The organism is Pseudarthrobacter chlorophenolicus A6 (genome assembly GCF_000022025.1).
Taxonomy (GTDB): Bacteria; Actinomycetota; Actinomycetes; order Actinomycetales; family Micrococcaceae; genus Arthrobacter; species Arthrobacter chlorophenolicus.
On record NC_011886.1, the window covers coordinates 3,520,813 to 3,541,517 of the forward strand.

Annotated in this window: 17 protein-coding genes; 11 read left to right on the forward strand and 6 right to left on the reverse strand. The window is 66.1% G+C overall.

Annotation, left to right across the window (positions count from 1 at the left end; all coding sequences use genetic code 11):
• Positions 1 to 6: 6 nt before the first annotated feature.
• The gene (locus tag ACHL_RS15905; RefSeq protein ID WP_015938324.1) at positions 7 to 1,419 is read right to left on the reverse strand and encodes a hypothetical protein; all 1,413 of its coding nucleotides are present in this window, start codon (positions 1,417 to 1,419) and stop codon (positions 7 to 9) included.
• 403 nt (positions 1,420 to 1,822) lie between these two features.
• Between ACHL_RS15905 and acs the strand changes: the two genes are divergently transcribed.
• The 5 genes from acs (at position 1,823) to ACHL_RS15930 (ending at position 8,243) form a co-directional block, all read left to right on the forward strand.
• Positions 1,823 to 3,835 carry an acetate--CoA ligase gene (gene acs / locus ACHL_RS15910; protein WP_015938325.1) on the forward strand — a complete coding sequence of 671 codons (2,013 nt, stop codon included), beginning with the start codon at positions 1,823 to 1,825 and terminating at the stop codon, positions 3,833 to 3,835.
• Between the two features lie 207 nt (positions 3,836 to 4,042).
• On the forward strand, positions 4,043 to 5,353 hold the full coding sequence (locus tag ACHL_RS15915; RefSeq protein WP_050767104.1) for an ABC transporter substrate-binding protein: 1,311 nt from the start codon (positions 4,043 to 4,045) through the stop codon (positions 5,351 to 5,353).
• A gap of 137 nt (positions 5,354 to 5,490) precedes the next feature.
• Positions 5,491 to 6,462: a carbohydrate ABC transporter permease gene (locus ACHL_RS15920; RefSeq protein WP_015938327.1), complete on the forward strand. Its 972-nt coding sequence runs from the start codon at positions 5,491 to 5,493 to the stop codon at positions 6,460 to 6,462.
• A complete protein-coding gene (locus ACHL_RS15925) occupies positions 6,459 to 7,382 on the forward strand; it encodes a carbohydrate ABC transporter permease (protein ID WP_015938328.1) in 924 nt (307 codons plus the stop codon). The genes ACHL_RS15920 and ACHL_RS15925 overlap by 4 nt, the downstream gene beginning before the upstream one ends.
• Before the next feature lie 57 nt (positions 7,383 to 7,439).
• Complete coding sequence (locus tag ACHL_RS15930) at positions 7,440 to 8,243, forward strand: DeoR/GlpR family DNA-binding transcription regulator (protein ID WP_015938329.1); 804 nt, start codon at positions 7,440 to 7,442, stop codon at positions 8,241 to 8,243.
• Positions 8,244 to 8,252: 9 nt separating this feature from the next.
• Here ACHL_RS15930 and ACHL_RS15935 read toward each other — a convergent pair whose 3' ends face one another.
• A complete protein-coding gene (locus ACHL_RS15935) occupies positions 8,253 to 9,281 on the reverse strand; it encodes a LacI family DNA-binding transcriptional regulator (protein WP_015938330.1) in 1,029 nt (342 codons plus the stop codon).
• A 75-nt stretch (positions 9,282 to 9,356) separates the two neighbouring features.
• On the opposite strand from ACHL_RS15935, the gene aroQ reads away from it, so the two are divergent.
• The gene (aroQ, locus tag ACHL_RS15940) at positions 9,357 to 9,818 is read left to right on the forward strand and encodes a type II 3-dehydroquinate dehydratase (RefSeq protein WP_015938331.1); all 462 of its coding nucleotides are present in this window, start codon (positions 9,357 to 9,359) and stop codon (positions 9,816 to 9,818) included.
• 14 nt (positions 9,819 to 9,832) lie between these two features.
• Here the strand turns inward: aroQ and ACHL_RS15945 are convergent, their stop codons facing one another.
• Positions 9,833 to 11,017, reverse strand: a complete 1,185-nt coding sequence (locus tag ACHL_RS15945; RefSeq protein WP_015938332.1) for a MarP family serine protease — start codon at positions 11,015 to 11,017, stop codon at positions 9,833 to 9,835.
• 220 nt (positions 11,018 to 11,237) lie between these two features.
• Here ACHL_RS15945 and ACHL_RS15950 point away from each other — a divergent pair, with 220 nt between their 5' ends.
• Entirely contained in the window at positions 11,238 to 11,915 is a 678-nt protein-coding gene (locus ACHL_RS15950; protein ID WP_009359192.1) for a Crp/Fnr family transcriptional regulator, read from the forward strand.
• 95 nt (positions 11,916 to 12,010) lie between these two features.
• On the opposite strand, the gene ACHL_RS15955 is transcribed toward ACHL_RS15950, so the two are convergent.
• The 3 genes from ACHL_RS15955 to ACHL_RS24035 are packed head-to-tail and all read right to left on the reverse strand — an operon-like array spanning position 12,011 to position 13,627.
• Positions 12,011 to 12,922, reverse strand: a complete 912-nt coding sequence (locus ACHL_RS15955) for an NUDIX hydrolase (RefSeq protein ID WP_015938333.1) — start codon at positions 12,920 to 12,922, stop codon at positions 12,011 to 12,013.
• Positions 12,923 to 12,936: 14 nt separating this feature from the next.
• Positions 12,937 to 13,470, reverse strand: a complete 534-nt coding sequence (locus tag ACHL_RS15960) for a RidA family protein (protein ID WP_015938334.1) — start codon at positions 13,468 to 13,470, stop codon at positions 12,937 to 12,939.
• Between the two features lies 1 nt (position 13,471).
• Entirely contained in the window at positions 13,472 to 13,627 is a 156-nt protein-coding gene (locus tag ACHL_RS24035) for a DUF4177 domain-containing protein (protein ID WP_011693223.1), read from the reverse strand.
• Between the two features lie 37 nt (positions 13,628 to 13,664).
• Between ACHL_RS24035 and ACHL_RS15965 the strand changes: the two genes are divergently transcribed.
• The 4 genes from ACHL_RS15965 (at position 13,665) to ACHL_RS15980 (ending at position 20,698) form a co-directional block, all read left to right on the forward strand.
• On the forward strand, positions 13,665 to 15,983 hold the full coding sequence (locus tag ACHL_RS15965) for a transglycosylase domain-containing protein (RefSeq protein ID WP_015938335.1): 2,319 nt from the start codon (positions 13,665 to 13,667) through the stop codon (positions 15,981 to 15,983).
• A 6-nt stretch (positions 15,984 to 15,989) separates the two neighbouring features.
• Positions 15,990 to 16,934, forward strand: a complete 945-nt coding sequence (locus ACHL_RS15970; RefSeq protein WP_015938336.1) for a metallophosphoesterase — start codon at positions 15,990 to 15,992, stop codon at positions 16,932 to 16,934.
• Between the two features lie 132 nt (positions 16,935 to 17,066).
• Positions 17,067 to 18,875, forward strand: a complete 1,809-nt coding sequence (locus ACHL_RS15975; RefSeq protein WP_015938337.1) for an ABC transporter ATP-binding protein — start codon at positions 17,067 to 17,069, stop codon at positions 18,873 to 18,875.
• Positions 18,872 to 20,698 carry an ABC transporter ATP-binding protein gene (locus tag ACHL_RS15980; RefSeq protein ID WP_015938338.1) on the forward strand — a complete coding sequence of 609 codons (1,827 nt, stop codon included), beginning with the start codon at positions 18,872 to 18,874 and terminating at the stop codon, positions 20,696 to 20,698. The genes ACHL_RS15975 and ACHL_RS15980 overlap by 4 nt, the downstream gene beginning before the upstream one ends.
• Positions 20,699 to 20,705 lie beyond the last annotated feature (7 nt).

The following is a 20,705-nucleotide window of genomic DNA, read 5'->3' on the forward strand; positions in this document are numbered from 1 at the left end:
ATGGGGCTAGCCGCGCTCGATGTTGCTGAGGTCGCGGAGGACTCCCAGGCGTCCGTCGGTGTGCTGCACCAGGAATTCGTGGCCGCGGTCTTCCAGGGCCAGGACCCAGCCGCCGGGCTCGATGACGAAGGCCGGGGAACCGCTGTGCGGATCGAACGCGGTGCGGTGCTGGGCCACGGCAAACCAGAAGGCCTCATGGACGGGATGCTCGTCCTCGTCGTGGCTGGACGGATCGACGGTAGCGCCGATCGGCTCTTCAACCCGTACCTGCTGGTGTACAGCAGTGGCGGCCGGCGGCTCCCACGTGCGCTGTGGAGCGGACGCAGCCGGGGAACTGCCGGCGTCGTGCGTTGCCGCCTGCTGGCCCGCGGCGGGTACGTTGGCGCGCTGCGTTTCCTCTGCGGCCGGTGCCGCAGCAGGGCGGACGACGTCGGCGGCCTGGGTTGGCGGGCCGGCGTCCACCTCGGGGGTGTGGTCGGCTGCCTCGGGCGCAGTGGATACGGCAGCACCGGCAGGTGCCCCTGCTGCTGCCGGACCCGCGGTGGGAACGGCAGCGGTGGCGGGTGCCACGGCGTCCGACGGGCGTGCCGCCGGTGCGGCGGCCGCGGCCGGCGTGTGGTGCGACGGCTCAGGCACGTGGTGCGACGGCTCAGGCGTGTGGTGCTGGGACCCGGGCGTTACCGCGGACGATCCGGCACCGGCGCCGCCGAACAGCTTGCCGCCCAGCCGGGACTTCGGGGCTTCATGCTTGTGGTGGGAGTCCGCCTCCGGGTGGGATCCCGCCTTGGCCGCCGCTTCAGGCTTGGGCTGCTTCGGAGCACGGGGAGCCGGTGCAGGTACGGCAGACTCGCGGGCGGCCACGTGGGCCGGCGCTTCGGCGCGGCCCAGGAAATCGCTGGAGAGATAGGGCACGAACCGGCCCAGCACGGTGGCAACAAACAGGATGATGGAACCGATCAGGCCCACCAGCAGGCTGGGAACGTAGGCCCCGGCCACGGAGATGAAGAAGAACGCCACAGCGAAGCACGCGGACACCGAAGCGAACTGGTCAATGGAGAGGGAACCGACGCGGATCTTCGTGGCGGGCGCCAACCGGCGCGCGGCGAACAATGCGCTGGTAACCAGCGGCAACAGGATTCCGAGGCCCAGGAAGAAGAGGTTGTTCAGGTTCCACAGGTTGTAGCGTGCGCCGAAGATGGGCAGCAGCGAAGCAACGAACAGGACGAGGGTGGCTACGAAGACCGTCAAGTCCCGCACCGTGAAGGGGCCAAGCACTGCCTGATTGGAATCCTTGGCGAGGCGGAACGGCGTCCCGGCGCCTTTGGGCGCGGCCTGCTGGCCTGCCGCGGCGGCGCCGGCCTGGCCGGCGCCCGTTTCCGTGGCGGGGCCGGTTTTCTGGCCGTAGCTGGGCTGGTTCATTCTGCTCTCCTTAGCATGGCGGCACGGAACCGGATTGGGCCGATCCACGATGTGCCGTCGAAACACCGTTCCCCCGGCCGGGCCCGGAGCCCGGCCCGCAGGCCCGAAGTAAAGTCACAATTCCATTTCAGCCTAGTCAACAGCCCGGCTGATCACTAGCTGAACCGGTGGCGCAGGGACCTCCCGGAAGCGGCGCGGAAACCATTCACCGCACAAAAAATGCCGCTTACGGGGACAACTGTGACAAGGCACACATGGCCGTGCCGGCAAGAGTTAGGGTGTATTCCGGAACAGCTCTTTGCGGTATGTCCGTGATCGGCCGGTGCCCGGTGTCGTGCTTGCGGCCCGGCACGGCCGTGGCCTGCATCCCGCGCAGCAAAGATCGATGAATGATGAGGTTCACATGTCCCAGGACACTCCAAGCTCCACGGCCACCGTTCCCGCTGCCCCGGCAGGACAGGGTGCACAGCAGGGCGACGCCTTCGAAAACCTGCTGCATGAGACCAGGACCTTCCCGCCCACGCCGGAGTTCGCGGCCAACGCAGTGGTCAAGGCCGGTGAATATGCAGAGGCCGACGCCGACCGGCCGGCTTTCTGGGCGAAGCAGGCCCGCGAGCTGCTCACCTGGAGCAAGGACTTCGACGAGGCTTTGGACTGGTCCAACCCGCCGTTCGCCAAGTGGTTCGTGGGCGGCGAAGTCAACGCCGCGTACAACGCGCTGGACCGGCACGTGGAAAACGGCCTGGGCGACCGCGTCGCCATCCATTTCGAAGGCGAACCCGGTGACAGCCGCAGCTACACCTACGCGGAGCTGACCGAGGAAGTAAAGAAGGCCGCGAACGCGTTCGAATCCCTCGGCGTGTCCAAGGGCGACCGTGTGGCTGTTTACCTGCCCATGATCCCCGAGGCGGTCATCACCCTGCTTGCCTGCGCACGGATCGGCGCGGTCCACTCCGTGGTGTTCGGCGGCTTCTCCGCCGACGCCCTGCGCTCCCGCATCGACGACGCTGAAGCAAAGCTGGTGGTCACCGCTGACGGAACCTACCGCCGCGGCAAGCCGAGTGCGCTGAAGCCGGCTGTTGACGACGCCCTGTCCCAAGATGGGCACACCGTCCAGAACGTGGTGGTGGTCAAGCGCAACGGCCAGGACGTGGACTGGCACGAGGGCCGCGACCACTGGTGGGACGAAACCGTCGGTGAAGCGTCCGCCGAGCACACCGCCGTCGGGCACGACTCCGAGCACCCGCTGTTCATCCTCTACACCTCCGGCACCACCGGCAAGCCCAAGGGCATCCTGCACACCACCGGCGGGTACCTCACCCAGACCGCGTACACGCACAAGGCGGTGTTCGACCTGCACCCGGAGACGGACGTGTACTGGTGCACGGCCGACGTCGGCTGGGTCACCGGGCACTCCTACGTCACCTACGCCCCGCTCATCAACGGTGCCACCCAGGTCATGTACGAGGGCACCCCGGACTCCCCGCACCAGGGCCGCTGGTGGGAGATCGTGGAAAAGTACAAGGTCTCCATCCTGTACACCGCCCCCACCGCCATCCGCACGTTCATGAAGTGGGGCCGGGACATCCCGGACAAGTACGATCTGTCCTCCATCCGGGTCCTCGGCTCCGTGGGTGAGCCCATCAACCCCGAGGCGTGGATGTGGTACCGGACGGTCATCGGCGGGGACAATGCGCCCATCGTGGACACCTGGTGGCAGACCGAAACCGGCGCACAGATGATCGCCCCGCTTCCCGGCGTCACCGCGGCGAAGCCGGGCTCCGCGCAGGTGCCGCTACCGGGCATCGCCGTGGACGTCGTGGACGAAATGGGCGAATCGGTGCCCGACGGGCACGGCGGGTTCCTGGTGATCCGTGAACCCTGGCCGGCCATGCTCCGCGGCATCTGGGGCGATCCCGAACGGTTCAAGGACACCTACTGGTCACGGTTCGAGACCATGTACTTCGCCGGGGACGGCGCCAAGAAGGACGAGGACGGCGACATCTGGCTCCTCGGCCGGGTGGATGACGTCATGAACGTCTCCGGGCACCGCCTCTCCACCACGGAAATCGAGTCCGCCCTGGTCTCCCACCCCGCCGTGGCCGAAGCCGCCGTCGTTGGCGCCTCTGACGAGACCACCGGCCAGGCCGTGGTGGCTTTCGTCATCCTGCGCGGCGACGCCGCGAACAACGGCGATGAAACCGTCCAGGAACTCCGCAACCACGTGGGCAAGGAGATCGGACCCATCGCCAAGCCCAAGAACATCCTGGTGGTCCCTGAACTGCCCAAGACCCGCTCCGGCAAGATCATGCGGCGCCTGCTCAAGGACGTCGCCGAGGGCCGCGACCCGGGCGACGCCACCACACTGGCCGATCCCACGATCATGCAGCAGATCGCACAGTCGCTCAGAAAGTAACACCGGCTTAGTATTTGCCGCAGCACCACCAGATGGCCCCGATTGCCCTGTGTTTTAGGGATAACCGGGGCCGTCAGGCGTTTGTGACGATTCAAAAATAACAATTGCAAAAGTGTTGTTAAGCGTTCTTCCATGTTCTGTTTTGCGAGGTTATAGTCGTACTGATGTGAGGTGCCTCACATGCTGCTATTACTCAAGGGAGAGAACATGGCTTCACCGTTTGATGCGTCCGCAACTGCCTTCCCGAGCAGGCGGAGCATCCTCAAGACCGCCGGCGTTGGCGCTGCCAGCCTGGCCGGCATCCCGTTCCTCGCAGCCTGCACAGGCGGCAGCGCACCGTCCGCAACAGGTACCGATTCCGGCGGACTGACCTTCGGCTCCGGCTCCTCCGACGATGTTCCCAAGCGGGCCTACCAGGCCGTCACCGATGCGTTTACGGCCAAGACCGGCAAGAAGGTCACCACCAACACGGTCCCCCACAACGACTTCCAGAACAAGATCAACTCCTACCTCCAGGGCTCCCCGGATGACACCTTCACCTGGTTTGCCGGCTACCGGATGCAGTACTACGCCGGCAAGGGACTCCTTGCTCCCATCGACGACGTCTGGGAAACCATCGGCGCCAACTACTCCGACGCGCTGAAGAAGGCCTCCACCGGACCCGACGGCAAGCTGTACTTCGTGCCCAACTACAACTACCCGTGGGGTTTCTTCTACCGGAAGAGCCTGTGGGCCGAGAAGGGGTACGAGGTTCCGGAAACCTTTGACGCCCTCAAGACCCTCGCCGCGAAGATGCAGGGAGACGGCATCATCCCCATCGGCTTCGCGGACAAGGACGGCTGGCCCGCCATGGGCACCTTCGACTACATCAACATGCGGCTGAACGGCTACCAGTTCCACGTGGACCTGTGCGCCCACAAGGAATCCTGGGACCAGCAGAAGGTCAGCGCCGTCTTTGACACCTGGTCCGCGCTGCTGCCGTTCCAGGATCCCGGAGCCCTCGGCCAGACCTGGCAGGATGCTGCCAAGTCGCTTGAAGCCAAGAAGACCGGCATGTACCTGCTGGGCTCGTTCGTCACCCAGCAGTTCACCGACGCTGCGGTGCTGGCCGACATCGACTTCTTCGCCTTCCCGGAGATCGCCATGGAAGGCCGGGACGCCGTCGAAGCCCCCATCGACGGCCTCCTGCTGTCCAAGAAGGGCGGCGAGAACAAGGCTGCGCGGGACTTCATGGCGTACCTGGGCACGCCCGAGGCGCAGGACGCCTACGCCGCGGTGGATGCCTCCAACATCGCCACCGCCAAGGGCACCGACACCTCCAAGTTCAGTCCGCTGAACAAGAAGTGCGCCGAGACCATCGCTGACGCCAAATACATCAGCCAGTTCTTCGACCGTGACGCGTTGCCCGCCATGGCCAACAACGTGATGATCCCTGCCCTGCAGAGCTTCATCAAGGACGGCAAGATGGACGTCAAAAACCTTGAGGCGCAGGCCAAAACCCTCTACGCGGCGCAGTAGCCGCGCACGGCATACCGGCACCGCAGCAATGCAGGACGGACGACGGCGGGACACGCCCGCCGTCGTCCGTTCCCTTCCAGCGACCCCACCCAGCAGCACCGCCCCAGCGGCGTCCCACCAGCAGAGGGAAGATTTCCATGAGCAGCACCGCGCAAGAACTGATCCCGCCGGAGGCGCAGGAACCCGGCGGCGGCCGGATCGGCAGGACCAAGGGCGGCCGGGTCCGGCGCCTGACCGGCCGGGACAAACTGGTCCTGTCGCTGATGGTGGGTATCCCCACCCTGATTGAGCTGACCCTGGTGTGGCTGCCGACGCTGATGTCCATCGGGCTCAGCTTCACCCGGTGGAACGGGCTTGACCTGGCCGATATCCGGCCCGCCGGCACCGAAAACTACCAGTACATCACCCAGGACTACCCGCCCTTCTGGCCGGCCGTCCAGCACAACTTCATGTGGCTCCTCTTCCTGGCCCTGATCGCCACGCCGCTCGGCCTGCTGCTGGCGGTGCTGCTGGACCAAAACATCCGCGGCAGCAAGATCTACCAGAGCATCTTCTTCGCTCCCGTGATGCTCTCCCTGGCACTCATCGGCATCATCTGGCAGCTGTTCTACCAGCGAGACAACGGCCTCCTGAACTTCATCCTCGGCACCGCCGGGACTCCCCAGGCGGTGGACTGGTTCGGCGACTCGTCCGTGAACATCTGGGCTGCCATGATCGCGGCCACGTGGCGGCACGCCGGCTACGTCATGCTCCTGTATTTGGCAGGCCTGAAGGGTGTGGACCCCAGCCTGCGGGAGGCAGCCTCCATTGACGGCGCCAACGCCTACCAGACCTTCTTCCGGGTGGTGTTCCCGGCGATGCGCCCCATCAACATCGTCATCGTGGTGATCACCATCATTGAATCCCTGCGGGCCTTTGACGTGGTCTACGTCATCAACCGCGGCACCAACGGCCTGGAGATGCTCAGCGCCCTGGTGATCCAGAACCTCGTGGGAGAAGGCCAGGTGATCGGCGTCGGCTCAGCCCTGGCTGTGGTGCTGCTGGTCATCTCCCTTGTCCCCATCGTCTTCTACCTCAGCCGCACCTTTGGCAAGGAGGACAGAGCATGAGCACCACCCCAGCACGCACGGTCCGGACCGGCCGGACCCCGGCCGCTGCCATACCGCGGACCGGCAGCAGGCCCAAGCGCCACTACGGCACGCACATCTTCCTGCTGGTCATGGCCGTGATGTGGCTGATTCCCCTGGGCTGGTCGCTGTACACGGCGCTCCGGCCGGTGACTTCAACCAACGAACACGGGTACTTCAGCTTCGCCGGTGACTTCAACTTCGATAATTTTGCGCAGGCCTGGACCCAGGGCGGGTTCGCCACGTACTTCTGGAACTCCGTCATCATCACCGTCCCCGCCGTGCTGCTGACCCTGTTCCTGGCGTCCCTCATGGCCTTTGCCGTCAGCCGGGTGAGCTGGAAGTTCAACATCACCCTGCTCATCATGTTCACCGCCGGCAACCTGCTGCCCCCGCAGGTCCTTGCCGCGCCGCTGTTCGAAATGGCCAAGCACTTCGAAGTGCCCTATTCGTTCAGCGATTCCGGAAACATGCTGAACACCTACATCGTCGTCATCGCCGTCAACACCGCCTTCCAGATGGGTTTCTGCACGTTCGTGCTGTCCAACTACATGAAGGCCCTCTCGGCAGACCTGACGGAGGCGGCGCTGGTGGACGGCGCCGGCATCTGGCGGCAGTACCGGGAAATCATCATGCCGCTCTGCCGGCCGGCCTTCGCGGCGCTGGGCACCCTCCAGGTCATCTTCATCTACAACGACTACTTCTGGCCCCTGATCTTCATCCAGAGCGGCAACCGGCTCCCGATCACTACTGCCATCAACAACCTGCAGGGCGAGTTCCTGAGCAACTACAACCTCCTGGCGGCGGGGGCGGTGATCACCGTCATCCCCACGCTGGTGATCTACCTGCTCCTGCAGCGGCAGTTTGTTGCGGGCCTGACTCTTGGTTCCAGCAAGGGGTAGACCATCATGGAAGGTGACGGGGAGACCCCTCCCCCACCGCAGCACGAAAGGATCTCCATGCTCCCCGCAGCACGCCACCAGGCAATAGTGGACGTCGTCCAGCGCGAACGGGTTGTCCGCGTCTCGGACCTCGCCCAGCAACTGGGCGTCTCGCTGATGACGGTCCGCCGGGACATCGAACTGCTGGAGGAGGGCGGCAAGCTGGAGCGCATCCACGGCGGCGCCAAGCTGCCCGGCGATGCCAGCACCCACGAGCCCGGCTTCGAGCAGAAGTCCACCCAGCTGACAGCGGAGAAGCGCGCCATTGCGGTGGAAGCGGCGGCGCTGGTCCAGGAAGGGATGGCCGTGGGGTTGAGCGCCGGGACCACCACCTGGGCGCTTGCCAAGGAACTGGTCAACGGCCCGCCCATTACGGTGGTCACCAACTCGGTGCGCATCGCCGACCTGTTCCACCACGCCGCGTCCACGGGCCCGGCCCGCTACAGCTCAACGGTGATCCTGATCGGCGGCCAGCGCACGCCCTCGGACGCACTGGTAGGGCCCATCGCCACGAGCGCGCTCAAGCAACTCCACCTGGACCTGCTGTTCCTCGGCGTCCACGGCATGGACTCGGCGGCCGGCTTCACCACCCCCAACCTCCTGGAAGCCGAGACGGACCGGGCCTTCGTGTCCGCAGCCCGCAGGACGGTTGTGCTGGCGGACCACACCAAATGGGGTGTGCTGGGCATCAGTTCCATTGCGTCGCTGGACGACGTGGACGAGGTCATCAGCGATTCCGGCCTCGGTTCCGATGCGCAGCGCGTCCTGCAGGACAGGGTTGGCAGGCTGCGGCTGGCGCCGGCCCTGGGCCAGTCAGCCTGAGGCAGATATTCAGGGGCAGCCGCAGGATTGGCGGACCTGGAGGTCGGCGGGGAAGATGAGGTGTTCGGGTGTGTTGCCCCGGCCTGTGCCGATGAGGGCGTTGACCGCGGCTTCGGCCATGGCTTGCGCCGGTTGCCGGACCGTGGTCAGGGGCGGCCAGCTGTACTCCGCCTCGGCCGAACCGTCGAAGGACGCCAACGCCATATCCTCCGGGACGGACAGGCCCGCCTCGTGCAGGGCCCGCAGGATCCCCACGGCCTGCAGGTCCGACGTCGCAAAAATCGCCGTGGGCCGCTCCGCTCCGGCCAGCAGGCGCCTGCCCGCTGCGTAGCCGCCCTCCCGGGTGAACGGGGTCCGCACAATGGGCCCCTCCGGCAGGCCGGCAGCGGCCAGGGCCTGCAGCCAGCCCTCCTCACGGCCGTCATAGTAATTGCCGGTATTCGTTCCCATCGCCAACGCGATGCTGGTGTGCCCGTGGCCGATCAGGTGCTCCACCGCAGCCCGCGCACCGGCCACCAGGTCTACCCCCACACTGTTGAACCCCGGCGCCTCCGCACTGTGGTTCAACAACACCACGGGGACTTCCGCGGACTCGAAGTCCGCCGCGCCGGGCTCCATCAGCACACTTGAGACGATCACCCCGTCCACCTGCCGGGCCGCAAGGTTGCGGACGTTCCGGCGCTCCTTGGCCACGTTCCCGTCCGAATTGGTCAGCACCAGGGCATACCCCCGCTCCGCCGCTGCTTCCTCCACCGCATGGGCCAGCAACGAAAAGAACGGGTTGCTGTTATCCGGAATGACCAGCCCGATCGTCTCACTCGAGCCCAGCTTCAACGCCCGCGCCGCAGCATTGGGCCGGTACCCCAACCGCCGGATGGCATCCTGGACCTTCGCCTCAGTAGCCGGCGCCACCCGCTTCGGACCACCATTGACCACATAACTCACCACCGCAGTACTGACACCGGCAAACCGCGCAACATCCTTACGCGTCACAGGCCCCCGGGGCCCCGGCACACCCGAAGTGGTCATGGAGTACATGCTAGCTCCAGGCTCCGGCGGGACGGGGCACGTAAGAATGCACGGCACGCCGGGCCAGCCGCTAGATTGGCAGGCATGACTGAAGCTTCCACCCCGGACAGCGGCCGCGGCACCATCCTGGTAATCAACGGCCCCAACCTGAACCTCCTAGGCACCCGGGAGCCCGAAAAGTACGGCACCTCGACCCTTGCCGACGTGGAACAGCTGGCACGCTCAGCAGCCGAGGCGCACGGGTTCGCGGTGGAGTGCGTCCAGTCCAACCACGAAGGCGTCCTGCTTGACGTCATCCACGCCGCGCGCGAAACAGCGGCAGGCATTGTCATCAACGCCGGCGCCTTCACCCACACCTCCGTGGCACTGCGTGACGCACTCGCCGCCGTGCAGCTTCCCGCCGTCGAGGTCCACATCACCAACGTGCACCAGCGCGAGGAATTCAGGCACCACTCCTACCTGTCGCCCGTGTGCGCCGCCGTCATCGTGGGCGCCGGCGTTACCGGGTACCGGCTGGCCATCGACTACCTGGCAGAGACCCTCTAGCGGCTCGGGGGTCCCTACTTCTGGATGCACTGGCCGGAGGACACCGGCGCGCTCAGGGAGGATGCCTGCGCTGCCACCGGATTCAGCTCATCCATGGTGATGGCGAAGCCCACGTCCGAGTCCGTTGTGGCCTTGGCGAAAATAACCCCGGCCACCTGGCCGTCGGTGGTGAGCAGCGGTCCGCCGGAGTTGCCCGGCTGCACGTCACCGGCCAGCCGGTAAATGTCTTCGGGTGCCGGGTTGTTGCCGTAGATGTCGGGCACCAGGACGGTGGCGATGTCCTGGACCGTGGCCGGCTTGGACTGGAACGGGCCGCCGTGGGGGTAGCCGGAGAACGCGGCGGGACTGCCGCCGGGAAGGTCTGCCGACAGGGGCAGCGGCTGCGCAGGCAACCCGTCAACGGCCAGCACCGCGAGGTCGTGCCTGCTGTCGAAGTAGACCACGCGCCCCGGGATGGCATCGCCGTCGGGCATCTCCACCACGGGCTGCGACACGCCCGCCACCACGTGCGCGTTGGTGACCACGCGGTCCTCGGACACCACAAAGCCGGTGCCGGTCTGGTTCTGGCCGCATTCGTACGCAGTTCCGGCGATGCGCAGCACCGATGCGGCGGCACGATTCAGTGCGGGCGTATCGGTGCTGGCGTTGGGCACGGGAACGGTCGGGCCTTGTCCGAGGCCTTCGATCAGGGTGGGGATGCCGTTGCCGATCACCGTGGAGCGCAGCTGCGCCATGGTGGCCTTGACGGGGATGGGGGTCAGTCCGTCGATGAAGCGGATCACCTTGGATTCAGCCAGCTGCTGGGACACCACCGGCACACCCAGGGAGCTGACGCTGAACGCCAGCATGGACATCACCAGCGCCGAAACCACCACGTTCACGGCGCCGCCCACCAGCCGGTCCACGGCCCGGAGCGGGCGGATGCGCACGGCGCCCCGGACCTGCCGGCCCACCATGGTGCCCAAGCCGTGGCCCAGCACCACCAGTACGACGGCGGCAGCCACGATGGCGGTCAGCCTCCAGCCGGAGTCCGCAACGAAGCCGCTGACCAGCGGGACGGCGAAAAAGGCTGCGACGGCGCCGGCCGCGAAGCCGACCAGGCCGCCGACAGTGACGAGGAAGCCGTTACGCAGCCCGTAGACCAGGTAGGACAGCAACGCCAGGATCAGGATCAGGTCCAGGACAGTCAAGCCGACCACGAAGGCTCCTTATAAACAGTTGAAAGCTCATTCTAGTGGGGGTCCCTGACAATCATCTGTGACGTCATCCCCGTCACAACGGGCTTCCCGGCCGGGCCGGGCCAGCCCCGTCGCAGGCCGTCTTATAGGCGTTGCGGCTGCCAAGTTCGTCACAGAAGCTTGAAAATTCTGAAACAATGGCAAAAGCGCCACAGACGATACTTTTTACTCAGGAGATTTCATGGACATCGAGGTACTGCGCCGAGCACCACTTTTCGCCACGCTCGACGACGACGCATTCCGTCTGCTGACGGACGAGCTCACCGAGGTGGACCTCTCCCGCGGCGCGTCCGTCTTCCGCGAAGGCGACCAGGGTGACCAGCTCTACTTCATCGTCTCCGGCAAGGTGAAGCTGGGCCGCACGTCCCCGGACGGGCGCGAGTCCCTCTTGGCCATCCTTGGGCCGGGCGAACTGTTCGGCGAGATGGCCCTGTTCGACCCCAGCCCCCGCACAGCCACGGCCACGGCCGTTTCCGAGACCCGGCTGGCCGGGCTCAAGAACGAGAGCCTGAACAACCTCCTGCGCACCCGCCCCGAGGTTTCGGCCCAGCTGCTGCAGGCCCTGGCCCGCCGCCTCCGCCGCACCAACGACTCCCTGTCGGACCTCGTCTTCTCGGACGTCCCCGGCCGCGTGGCCAAGGCCCTCCTGGACCTCGCAGACCGCTTCGGCCGTCCCGCCACCGACGGCGTGCTGGTGGCCCACGAGCTCACCCAGGAAGAGCTGGCGCAGCTGGTGGGCGCCTCACGCGAAACCGTCAACAAGGCACTGGCCGAATTCGTCCAGCGGGGCTGGCTCCGCCTGGAAGCCCGCGCCGTCGTCATCCTGGACATGCAGCGCCTCCGCCAGCGCTCCCGCTAAGCGCAGCGCACCAAGCGAAACAGAACAGGCCGCCCTTCCTCAGTGGAAGGGCGGCCTTTCGTTTGTCGGCAACGGCGCCGGATGGGTCCGCAGGGCTAGCGTTCGCGCTGGGGGTCGCCGGGGGTGGTCTTGGCTGCTTCCACCTCGAGCATCAGCTGCCCGTCCTCTTCAACCAGGGCCGGCTGGTAGACGTGCGCCTTGCGCTTGTAGCTGAGGTAGGCGATGCACCCGTTGGCCGAGGCCATCTTCTCGAGCATGATCTCGGAGCCCGGCACCAGGAGCTTGCCCAGTGTCCGGCCCACGGTGTTCTCCTGCCCCGCTTCATCACCGAGGGCCGTGGTGTTGCGTCCTTCGATGACCTGCGCGGCGTTGACCCAGCGGCCCCAGATGCCTTTGCCGTCCAGCAGCGTGGGCTCCTGTCCCATGGGGACCGTGGCGGCGAAATAGCGCGTGTCGAACCGGCGGTGCGCGAAGTCCGGGGTGCGCCAGTTGACCAGGGATTTCAACAGGTCGGTCCGGAGCAGCAGGCCGCGCTTGTCCAGGACCTGGGCGAGGGTCTTTTCCTGTTCGGCCACCGCAACGCGGGCACGCATCCACTCGATGGTGGACGTGGCCTCGACGGTACTGGACATGTCCGGCCCGGCCAGCAGGATTCCGGTCTCTTCGAAGAGTTCGCGGATGGCGCCCACCACGTGCCGGCGTGCCAGCCCGACGTCGTCCGTTCCCATCTGCTCAGCCCAGTGCTGGGGTGAGGGGCCCAGCCAGCCCATGGGATCGTCGTCGGCCGTGTCCAGCGATCCGCCTGGGAAGGCGAGGACCCCCAGCGGCGAGGAACCCGGCCGGTAAGCCAGCCAGGTTTCCAGGCCGTTGGGGGAATCCCGCAGCAGGACAACCGAGGACGCAAGGCGCGCGGCCCGAGGCGTCCGCTCGCCGTGTTCAAGCCAGCTTTGTGCTGCTCCTACAAGTTCCTCGGGGAGTGCAAAAAGGCGGCGGGCGAGCTGTGGCAAGGAAAAGACCGGTCCTAGCTGAATTCGGCGATCAGTTCGACTTCCACCGGGGAGTCGAGGGGAAGGACGGCAACGCCGACGGCGGACCGGGCGTGCTGGCCGGCGTCGCCAAGGACGCGGCCCAGCAGTTCCGAGGCACCGTTGATCACAGCGGGCTGCCCGGTGAAGGTGGGGTCCGAGGAGACGAATCCCACAACCTTGACGATCCGGGTGATCCGGTCAAGGTCGCCGATGACGCTCTTGACGGCGGCGAGGGCGTTGACGGCGCACACCGCGGCGTACTTCTGGGCGTCTTCGGGCGAAACCGTGGGCTCGTCGGCGAACGCTTCGGCGCCGGCGGCCACCTTGCCCGTAGCTTCGAGTTTGCCGTTAATAAACGGCAGCTGGCCGGAGGTGTAGACGTGGTTGCCGGAGATGACGGCGGGAACGTAGGAGGCCACGGGGGCGGCAACCTCGGGGAGCGTCAGGCCGAGCTCGGCCAGGCGCTGTTCGACAGCTGAAACTGGGGCTGATTCCGCGCCGGTGCGGGCTTCTGCGGGGGTGCTCATGCTACTGCTTCTCCCTCTTGAGGTAGGCAACCAGTCCGTTGCCGTCAGGTCCGGTGACGACCTGGACGAGCTCCCAGCCGTCCTCTCCCCACTGGTCCAGGATCTGCTTCGTGGCGTGAATAATGAGCGGAATCGTCGCGTACTCCCATTTGGTCATGAGAGAAAGACTAGTCCTTGCCGGTAAAGTGGAAAACATGGCAACTCGTAAGAACCCCTTATTCGACACTGCCACCACCCTCGGAAAGATCCTCATTTTCCTTGGCGTGAGTGCTGTCTGCGGTGTCCTGGTGGCCGGCCTCCTGGTGCCGGCCGCTGCCGTATCGGGCAGCGCAGCGAGCGGTTCGATCGAGTTCTTCGACACCCTCCCGGCAGAACTGAAGGTCGATCCGCCCAACCAGACCACCCGGATCCTGGCCGCGGACGGCAGCGAGATTGCCAGCGTCTACACGGAAAACCGCACCAAGGTTGCCCTGGACCAGATCTCCCCGTTCATGAAGGAAGCCGTCATCGCAGTTGAGGACAGCCGCTTCTATGAGCACGGAGGCGTGGACACCACGGGTATCCTGCGTGCCTTGGCCGCCACAGCCCGCGGCAACAAGCAGGGCGCATCCACCATCACCCAGCAGTACGTGAACAACGTGCTGAACGCCAACCTCGCCGCCGAAGGCAACGAGGACCAGATCAAGCTCAATGGCGTTAACAAGGGCGTGGGCGACAAGCTCCGCGAGATGAAGCTGGCCATCGCCCTCGAAAAGGAGTTCAGCAAGGACCAGATCCTTGAGGGCTACCTCAACATCGTCTTCTTCAACCGCGACGCGTACGGCATTGAAGCCGCCTCGCGGTACTTCTTCAGCACCTCCGCCAAAGACCTGACGCTCCCCCAGGCGGCGCTCCTGGCCGGCCTGGTGAACAGCCCCTCCGCCTTCGATCCCATCACCAACCCGGAGAGCTCCAAGCAGCGCCGGGACCTGGTGCTTGGCCTGATGCTGAACCAGGGCAAGATCACCAAGGAAGAACACGACGCCGCAGTGGCCACCCCGGTGGAGCCCAAGGTTACCCAGCCCAAGCAGGGCTGTGCGTACGCTTCCTCCGCACCGTACTTCTGCGATTACATCCTGCACCTGCTGGAGAACAACCCGGCTTACGGTGCCGAGCGTGAAGAGCGCCAGCGCCTGATCTACGGCGGTGGCCTGACCATCACCACCACGCTTGATCCGAAGGCCCAGGCTGTCGCCCAGGAACAGGTCAACGCCTCCGCGGGCGCCAACCCGGACAAGTGGGGCGCCTCGCTGGTGTCCGTCCAGCCGAACTCGGGCAAGATCATTTCGATGGCCCAGAACACCACGTTCCTGCCGAACCAGGGGTTCGATTCGCAGTTGAACTTCAACGTGGACCAGATGGACAAGGACGGCAACGACCTCAACGGCATCGGAGGGTTCCAACCAGGGTCCACCATGAAGCCGTTCACGTTCGCGGAGTGGCTCAACGAAGGCAAGTCCATGAACACCGTGGTTAACTCCGCCCAGCGGGTGTACCCGTTGAACTTCCCGTGGCGTAACTCCTGCGGCAAGGTGACCGGCGGCTACAGCACGGCGCAGAAGAACGCGGGCCTGGGCACCGCAGATGACCTGCAGAACGCCGAGCCGCAGTGGTACCGGCCCCTGTCCGTTCTGGAAGGCCTCTACAACTCCATCAACACGGTCACGTTCGCTTCGGCCGCCCAGCTGGACTTCTGCGGCATCCAAAAGGTGGTTGACGCCGTAGGCCTGCACAGCGGCCTGCCGTCGGCTGACGGCTCGGATCCGAACCCGAAGATCGACATGAACCTGCTGGGCAACCTGTTGGGTTCCACCCAGACGTCGCCGCTGACCATGGCCAGCGCGTTCGCCACGTTCGCCAACGACGGCAAGTACTGCGAGGCCATTGCCATCACGTCCGTCACTGACGCGACGGGCAAGCAGTTGCCAGCGCAGTCCACCAACTGCCGTGACGCCATCAAGCCCGAGGTTGCCCGCGGCGTGAACTACGCACTGGAGCAGGTCCTTAACAAGGGTTCAGGTTCGCTGATTCGGCCCCGCATTTCCACTACCACGGCCTTCCCCATCGGCGCCAAGACGGGTACGTCCAACAACAACGGCTCCACTTGGGTGGTGGGCCACACCACCGGCCTCGCCACCGCCACCTGGTTCGGTGACGCTTTGGGCGCCCAGGGCCGCCCGGGCCAGAACATCACCGTCAACGGCAAGTTCTACCAGGGCATTGACGGGTACATGATCGCCGGGCCAATGTTCTCGAACTACATGTCCCAGATCGCCCCGGGCTACGGCACCGATCCGTTCCCGGCACCGCCGAGCAACCTGGTGAACGGCACCACCCGGAGCACCACTCCGGCCACCACTGCTCCGCAGGCCACGCAGGCACCGCAGGCACCATCCGCCCCTGCAGCAAGCCAGCCAGCTCCCCAGCCGAGCAACAACGGCAACGGGAATGGCAACGGCAGCGGGAAAGACTAGCCGGCCATGACCATGGACACATTGGTAAGCCGCGCCCGGACAATCGGGCGCGGCTTTGCCGTCACCGCAGGAGCAGGGACGGTGGCCGGGCTGGCCGCCTTCGGGTACGGCCTGTGGGAGAAGAACCAGTTCGTCCTGCGTGAAGAGACGCTGCCCATCCTTCCCCCGGGCAGGGACCCGTTCCGCATCCTGCACCTCAGCGATATCCACTTCGTTCCGGGCCAGGACAAGAAAGCTGCCTGGCTCCGGTCGCTGGCGGAACTCCGTCCGGACCTCGTAGTGAACACCGGCGACAACCTCAGCCACATCAAGGCCGTGGATCCGCTCCTGGCGGCCCTCAAGCCGCTGATGGAATTCCCGGGCGTCTTTGTCCCGGGTTCCAACGACTACTTCGCCCCCACGCTGAAGAACCCGGCGTCGTACCTGATGGGTCCGTCCAAGGCCCGGCCCAAGCCGGTGGCCCTTGACTGGCCGCGGCTGCGGTCCGGCTTCGGAATGGGCGGCTGGGTGGACCTGACCAACCGGAACCAGTCGCTGGTCCTGAACGGCATGCGCTTCGATTTCTCCGGCGTGGATGATCCCCACCTTAACCGGGAACGCTACGCCGGCTGGCCCCGCGGAACCCGGAACCAGGACGCCAAGGACCACCTCCGGGTGGCCGTCATCCACGCGCCCTACCAGCGGGTGCTGGACCACTTCACGGGCGAGGGCGCAGACCTTCTGCTGGCCGGACACACGCACGGCGGGCAGCTGTGCATCCCCGGCTACGGTGCGCTCGTCTCCAATTGCGACCTCCCCACCTGGCGCGCCAAGGGCCTGAACGATTGGCAGAGCAACGGACGTACGACGCCGGTGAACGTCTCCGGCGGCATCGGCACCTCGCGCTTTGCTCCAGTCAGGATCGCTTGCCGGCCCGAGGCCGTCCTGCTGACCCTCACCTCGCCCTCCTGACCGCACGCATTACGGAATGCAATAAGTCAGCAAGCTGGCTGATGTGCTCTTGATCCTGTGAATCGTCTCACGTGATGGCATAGGGTAGTTGCTACGGGAAACTACATTCGTTTTAGAGCTTTAGAAGCGGGCATGGCGAAGCAAACTCCATTTTTCAGGTCAATCAGCCGTCTCTACCCCCATGTCCGGCCCATCATCCCCCGGCTGCTGCTCGGGCTCCTCTGCGCACTGATGGCCAGCATCGTGGCGCTCACCATCCCGCAGGTCCTGCGGGTGCTGGTCAACGAATCGCTGAAGCCCGGCGGCGCCTCCGATGCTGTGTGGATTTCGGCCGGCGTCATCCTGGTCCTGGGCGTGGCTGAAGCTGGCCTGGTGGCGTTGCGCCGTCAGTTCGTCATCAATCCTGCCACCACCGTGGAAACCCGGATGCGGGTGTCGCTTTACGACCACCTTCAGGACCTGACCGTCTCGTTCCACGACCGGTGGGGTTCCGGGCAACTGCTGTCCCGCGCCATGACGGACCTGAACTTCCTCCGCCGGTGGATGGCCTTCGGCGCCATCATGCTGGTGGTCACCACACTGACGGTCATCATCGGTATCGTTGCCATGTTCTCCATGAGCTGGCAGCTTGCCCTGATCTTCCTGGCCGCCGCGGTTCCCATCACTATCAACAGCTTCAGGTTCCGCACCCGCTTCAGCAAGGTTGCCCGGCGCAGCCAGGACCAGGCCGGCGACCTTGCCACCACCGTGGAGGAGTCTGTCCACGGCATCCGCGTCCTGAAAGCCTTCGGGCGCAGCCGGGAGGCGCTGGAAAACTTCAACGAGCAGGCAGAGGAACTCCGCCAGACAGAGATCGAAAAGGCCCGCCACCAGGCGACCTTCACGATGGTGGTCACCCTGCTGCCCGAGCTCGCCCTGGGAGCCGGGCTGGTGGTCGGCGTCCTGCTCTGCACCAGCGGCCAGCTCAGCATCGGTTCGCTGGTTGCGTTCTTCGCCACGGCAGCGGTCATCGCCTCCCCCGTGGAGTTCTCCGGGATGCTGCTGGCCATGGCACTCACGGCCAAGACCGCCATCGACCGCCACTACGAGGTGATGGACACACAGAACACCATCACCAGCCCGCCCCAGCCCCGCACCCCCGCCGCGCTTGCCGGGGCGCTGCGCTTCAACAACGCGTCCTTCGCGTTCGAGGACGCTCCGGAGAAACCCATCCTGAAGAACATCAACCTTGAGGTCCGGCCGGGTGAGACCATGGCGCTGGTGGGCATCACCGGCAGCGGCAAGAGCGCCCTGATCCAGCTGGCCCCCCGCCTGTACGACGTCAGCGACGGTTCCATCACCATCGACGGCGTGGACCTGAAGGAGTTCGACGTCGGAGAGCTCCGCCAGGTGGTGGGCGTGGCCTTCGAGGACACCACGCTCTTCTCCAACTCTGTCCGGGACAACGTCCTCCTGGGCGCCCGGGATCGGACGGACGACGTCCTCGAGGAGGCGCTGGACGTTGCCCAGGCACACTTCGCGCACTCCCTGCCCGACGGCGTGGACACGCTCATCGGCGAGGAAGGGCTCAGCCTCTCCGGCGGGCAGCGCCAGCGGATCGCCCTGGCGCGTGCCATTGCCGCCCGGCCCCGCGTCCTGGTGCTCGATGACCCGCTCTCCGCACTGGATGTGCACACCGAGGAGTTGGTGGAGGCACGCCTTCGCGAGGTCCTGAAGGACACCACCACGCTGATCGTGGCGCACCGCCCCTCCACCGTGGCGCTGGCAGACCGGGTGGCCCTGCTGGAGGACGGCCGGATCGCTGCCGTGGGGACACACACCGAACTGCTGGCAAGCAACGACCACTACCGCTACGTCATCGCCAGCCTGGACCAGGAGCCGCGGGACCTGGACTCCGAACTGTCGGAGCTTGAGGACCAGGCCGAGGAAGTGACCCGATGAGCACAGCAACGTTCGGTACCGCCAACGAAGACAACGCCCATCTCAGCAAGAGCGACAGCCGCGCAGTACGGCGGCGCTCGCTCGCCCTGCTGCGCTCACTCATCCGCCCTGTCCGGGTACGGTTCTGGCTGACCATCGCCATGGTGGTCCTCTCCCAGGCAGCCCGCGTGGCAGGCCCCGCGCTGATCGCCTTCGGCATCGACCGCGCGCTGCCCGCCCTGCAGGCCGGAGACAACCTGCCCTTGGTATTCACCGGCGTCGCGTACCTGCTGGCAGCGGTGGCGACGGCGGGACTCACCGCCCTCTATGTCACCTCCACGGCGCGGCTCAGCCAGGCGATGCTGCTGGACCTGCGGGTGCGCGTGTTCCGGCACACCCAGCGGCTGAGCCTGGAGTTCCATGAGAAGTACACCTCGGGCAGGATCATCGCCCGGCAGACCTCTGACCTCGAGGCGCTCCGCGAACTCCTGGATTCGGGCGTCAGCTCGCTGGCCTCCGGGCTGCTGTTCATGGTGTTCACCGCGGTGACCGTCTTCGCCCTGGACTGGCGCAGCGGCCTGCTGGTCCTTGCCGCCGGCGTGCCGATGTTCTTCCTGGCCCGCTGGTACCAGAAGCACTCGCAGATAGCCTTCCGGGAGTCCCGGGTGGTGTCCGCCCGGCTGATCGTGCATTTCGTGGAGACCATGACCGGCATCCGCGCCGTGAAGGCCTTCCGGAAGGAGCGCGAGAACGCGGAGACCTACGGGCAGCTGGCCGAGGACTACCGCAAGGTGACGGTCCGCTCCATCAACCTGAACGGCATTTTCCAGCCGGGCCTGGTGCTGATCGGCAACGTCTGCGTGGCCGTGGTGCTGCTGTTCGGCGGCTTCCGGGTCCTCACCGGTGACCTCGCCGTCGGTGTCCTGCTGGCCCTGATCCTTTCCACGAAACGCTTCTTCCAACCCGTGGACCAGATGGCCATGTTCTACAACTCGTTCCAAAGCGCCCAGGCGGCCCTGGAAAAGGTCTCCGGCCTGCTGGAGGAGGTCCCCACCGTGCGGCCGCCGAAGAATCCGGTGGCCCTGGAAAACGCCCGCGGCGGGATCGACTTCAACGGCGTGGAGTTCCGCTACGGCTCCGGCCCGCTGGTGGTCCCCCGGCTGGACCTGCACATCCCCGCCGGGCAAACCGTGGCCCTGGTGGGCCAGACCGGCGCCGGAAAGTCCACGCTGGCCAAGCTGATCGCCCGCTTCTACGACGTCACTTCGGGGACACTGACCCTGGACGGGGTGGACCTGCGCGACCTCAGCAGCACGGACCTGCGCCGCAACATCGTCATGGTCACCCAGGAGGCCTTCCTGTTCAGCGGCTCGGTGGCGGACAACATTGCCCTGGGCCGTCCCGAGGCGTCGCGGGAGGAAATCGAGGACGCCGCCAAGGCCGTGGGTGCCCACAACTTCATCCTGCAGCTGCCCGAAGGCTACGACACGGACGTCAACAAGCGCGGCGGCCGGGTTTCCTCGGGCCAGCGGCAGCTGATCAGCTTCGCCCGGGCGTTCCTGGCCCGGCCGGCGGTGCTGATCCTGGACGAAGCCACCTCGTCCCTGGACATCCCCTCCGAGCGGCTGGTGCAGACCGGGCTGGCACGGCTGCTGGCAGGCAGCGATTCCGCCGGCAGGACCGCACTGATCATTGCCCACCGGCTGTCCACCGTGGAAACCGCGGACCGGGTGCTGGTGGTCCATGACGGCCGAATCGTGGAGGACGGCAGCCCGGCCGACCTGATCGGCGGCGGTGGCCGTTTTGCGGACCTGCATGGGGCGTGGAAGGACTCGCTGGTCTGAACTCCCC

What these genes read in the sequence shown, in the direction of transcription:
- acs (WP_015938325.1), top strand. Translation starts at nt 1,823, where the DNA reads ATGTCCCAGGACACTCCAAGCTCCACGGCCACCGTTCCCGCTGCCCCG.
- ACHL_RS15970 (WP_015938336.1), top strand. Translation starts at nt 15,990, where the DNA reads ATGACCATGGACACATTGGTAAGCCGCGCCCGGACAATCGGGCGCGGC.
- ACHL_RS15935 (WP_015938330.1), bottom strand. Translation starts at nt 9,281, where the DNA reads ATGTACTCCATGACCACTTCGGGTGTGCCGGGGCCCCGGGGGCCTGTG.
- ACHL_RS15920 (WP_015938327.1), top strand. Translation starts at nt 5,491, where the DNA reads ATGAGCAGCACCGCGCAAGAACTGATCCCGCCGGAGGCGCAGGAACCC.
- ACHL_RS15980 (WP_015938338.1), top strand. Translation starts at nt 18,872, where the DNA reads ATGAGCACAGCAACGTTCGGTACCGCCAACGAAGACAACGCCCATCTC.
- ACHL_RS15975 (WP_015938337.1), top strand. Translation starts at nt 17,067, where the DNA reads ATGGCGAAGCAAACTCCATTTTTCAGGTCAATCAGCCGTCTCTACCCC.
- ACHL_RS15905 (WP_015938324.1), bottom strand. Translation starts at nt 1,419, where the DNA reads ATGAACCAGCCCAGCTACGGCCAGAAAACCGGCCCCGCCACGGAAACG.
- ACHL_RS15960 (WP_015938334.1), bottom strand. Translation starts at nt 13,470, where the DNA reads ATGAGCACCCCCGCAGAAGCCCGCACCGGCGCGGAATCAGCCCCAGTT.
- ACHL_RS24035 (WP_011693223.1), bottom strand. Translation starts at nt 13,627, where the DNA reads ATGACCAAATGGGAGTACGCGACGATTCCGCTCATTATTCACGCCACG.
- aroQ (WP_015938331.1), top strand. Translation starts at nt 9,357, where the DNA reads ATGACTGAAGCTTCCACCCCGGACAGCGGCCGCGGCACCATCCTGGTA.
- ACHL_RS15925 (WP_015938328.1), top strand. Translation starts at nt 6,459, where the DNA reads ATGAGCACCACCCCAGCACGCACGGTCCGGACCGGCCGGACCCCGGCC.
- ACHL_RS15930 (WP_015938329.1), top strand. Translation starts at nt 7,440, where the DNA reads ATGCTCCCCGCAGCACGCCACCAGGCAATAGTGGACGTCGTCCAGCGC.
- ACHL_RS15915 (WP_050767104.1), top strand. Translation starts at nt 4,043, where the DNA reads ATGGCTTCACCGTTTGATGCGTCCGCAACTGCCTTCCCGAGCAGGCGG.
- ACHL_RS15965 (WP_015938335.1), top strand. Translation starts at nt 13,665, where the DNA reads ATGGCAACTCGTAAGAACCCCTTATTCGACACTGCCACCACCCTCGGA.
- ACHL_RS15950 (WP_009359192.1), top strand. Translation starts at nt 11,238, where the DNA reads ATGGACATCGAGGTACTGCGCCGAGCACCACTTTTCGCCACGCTCGAC.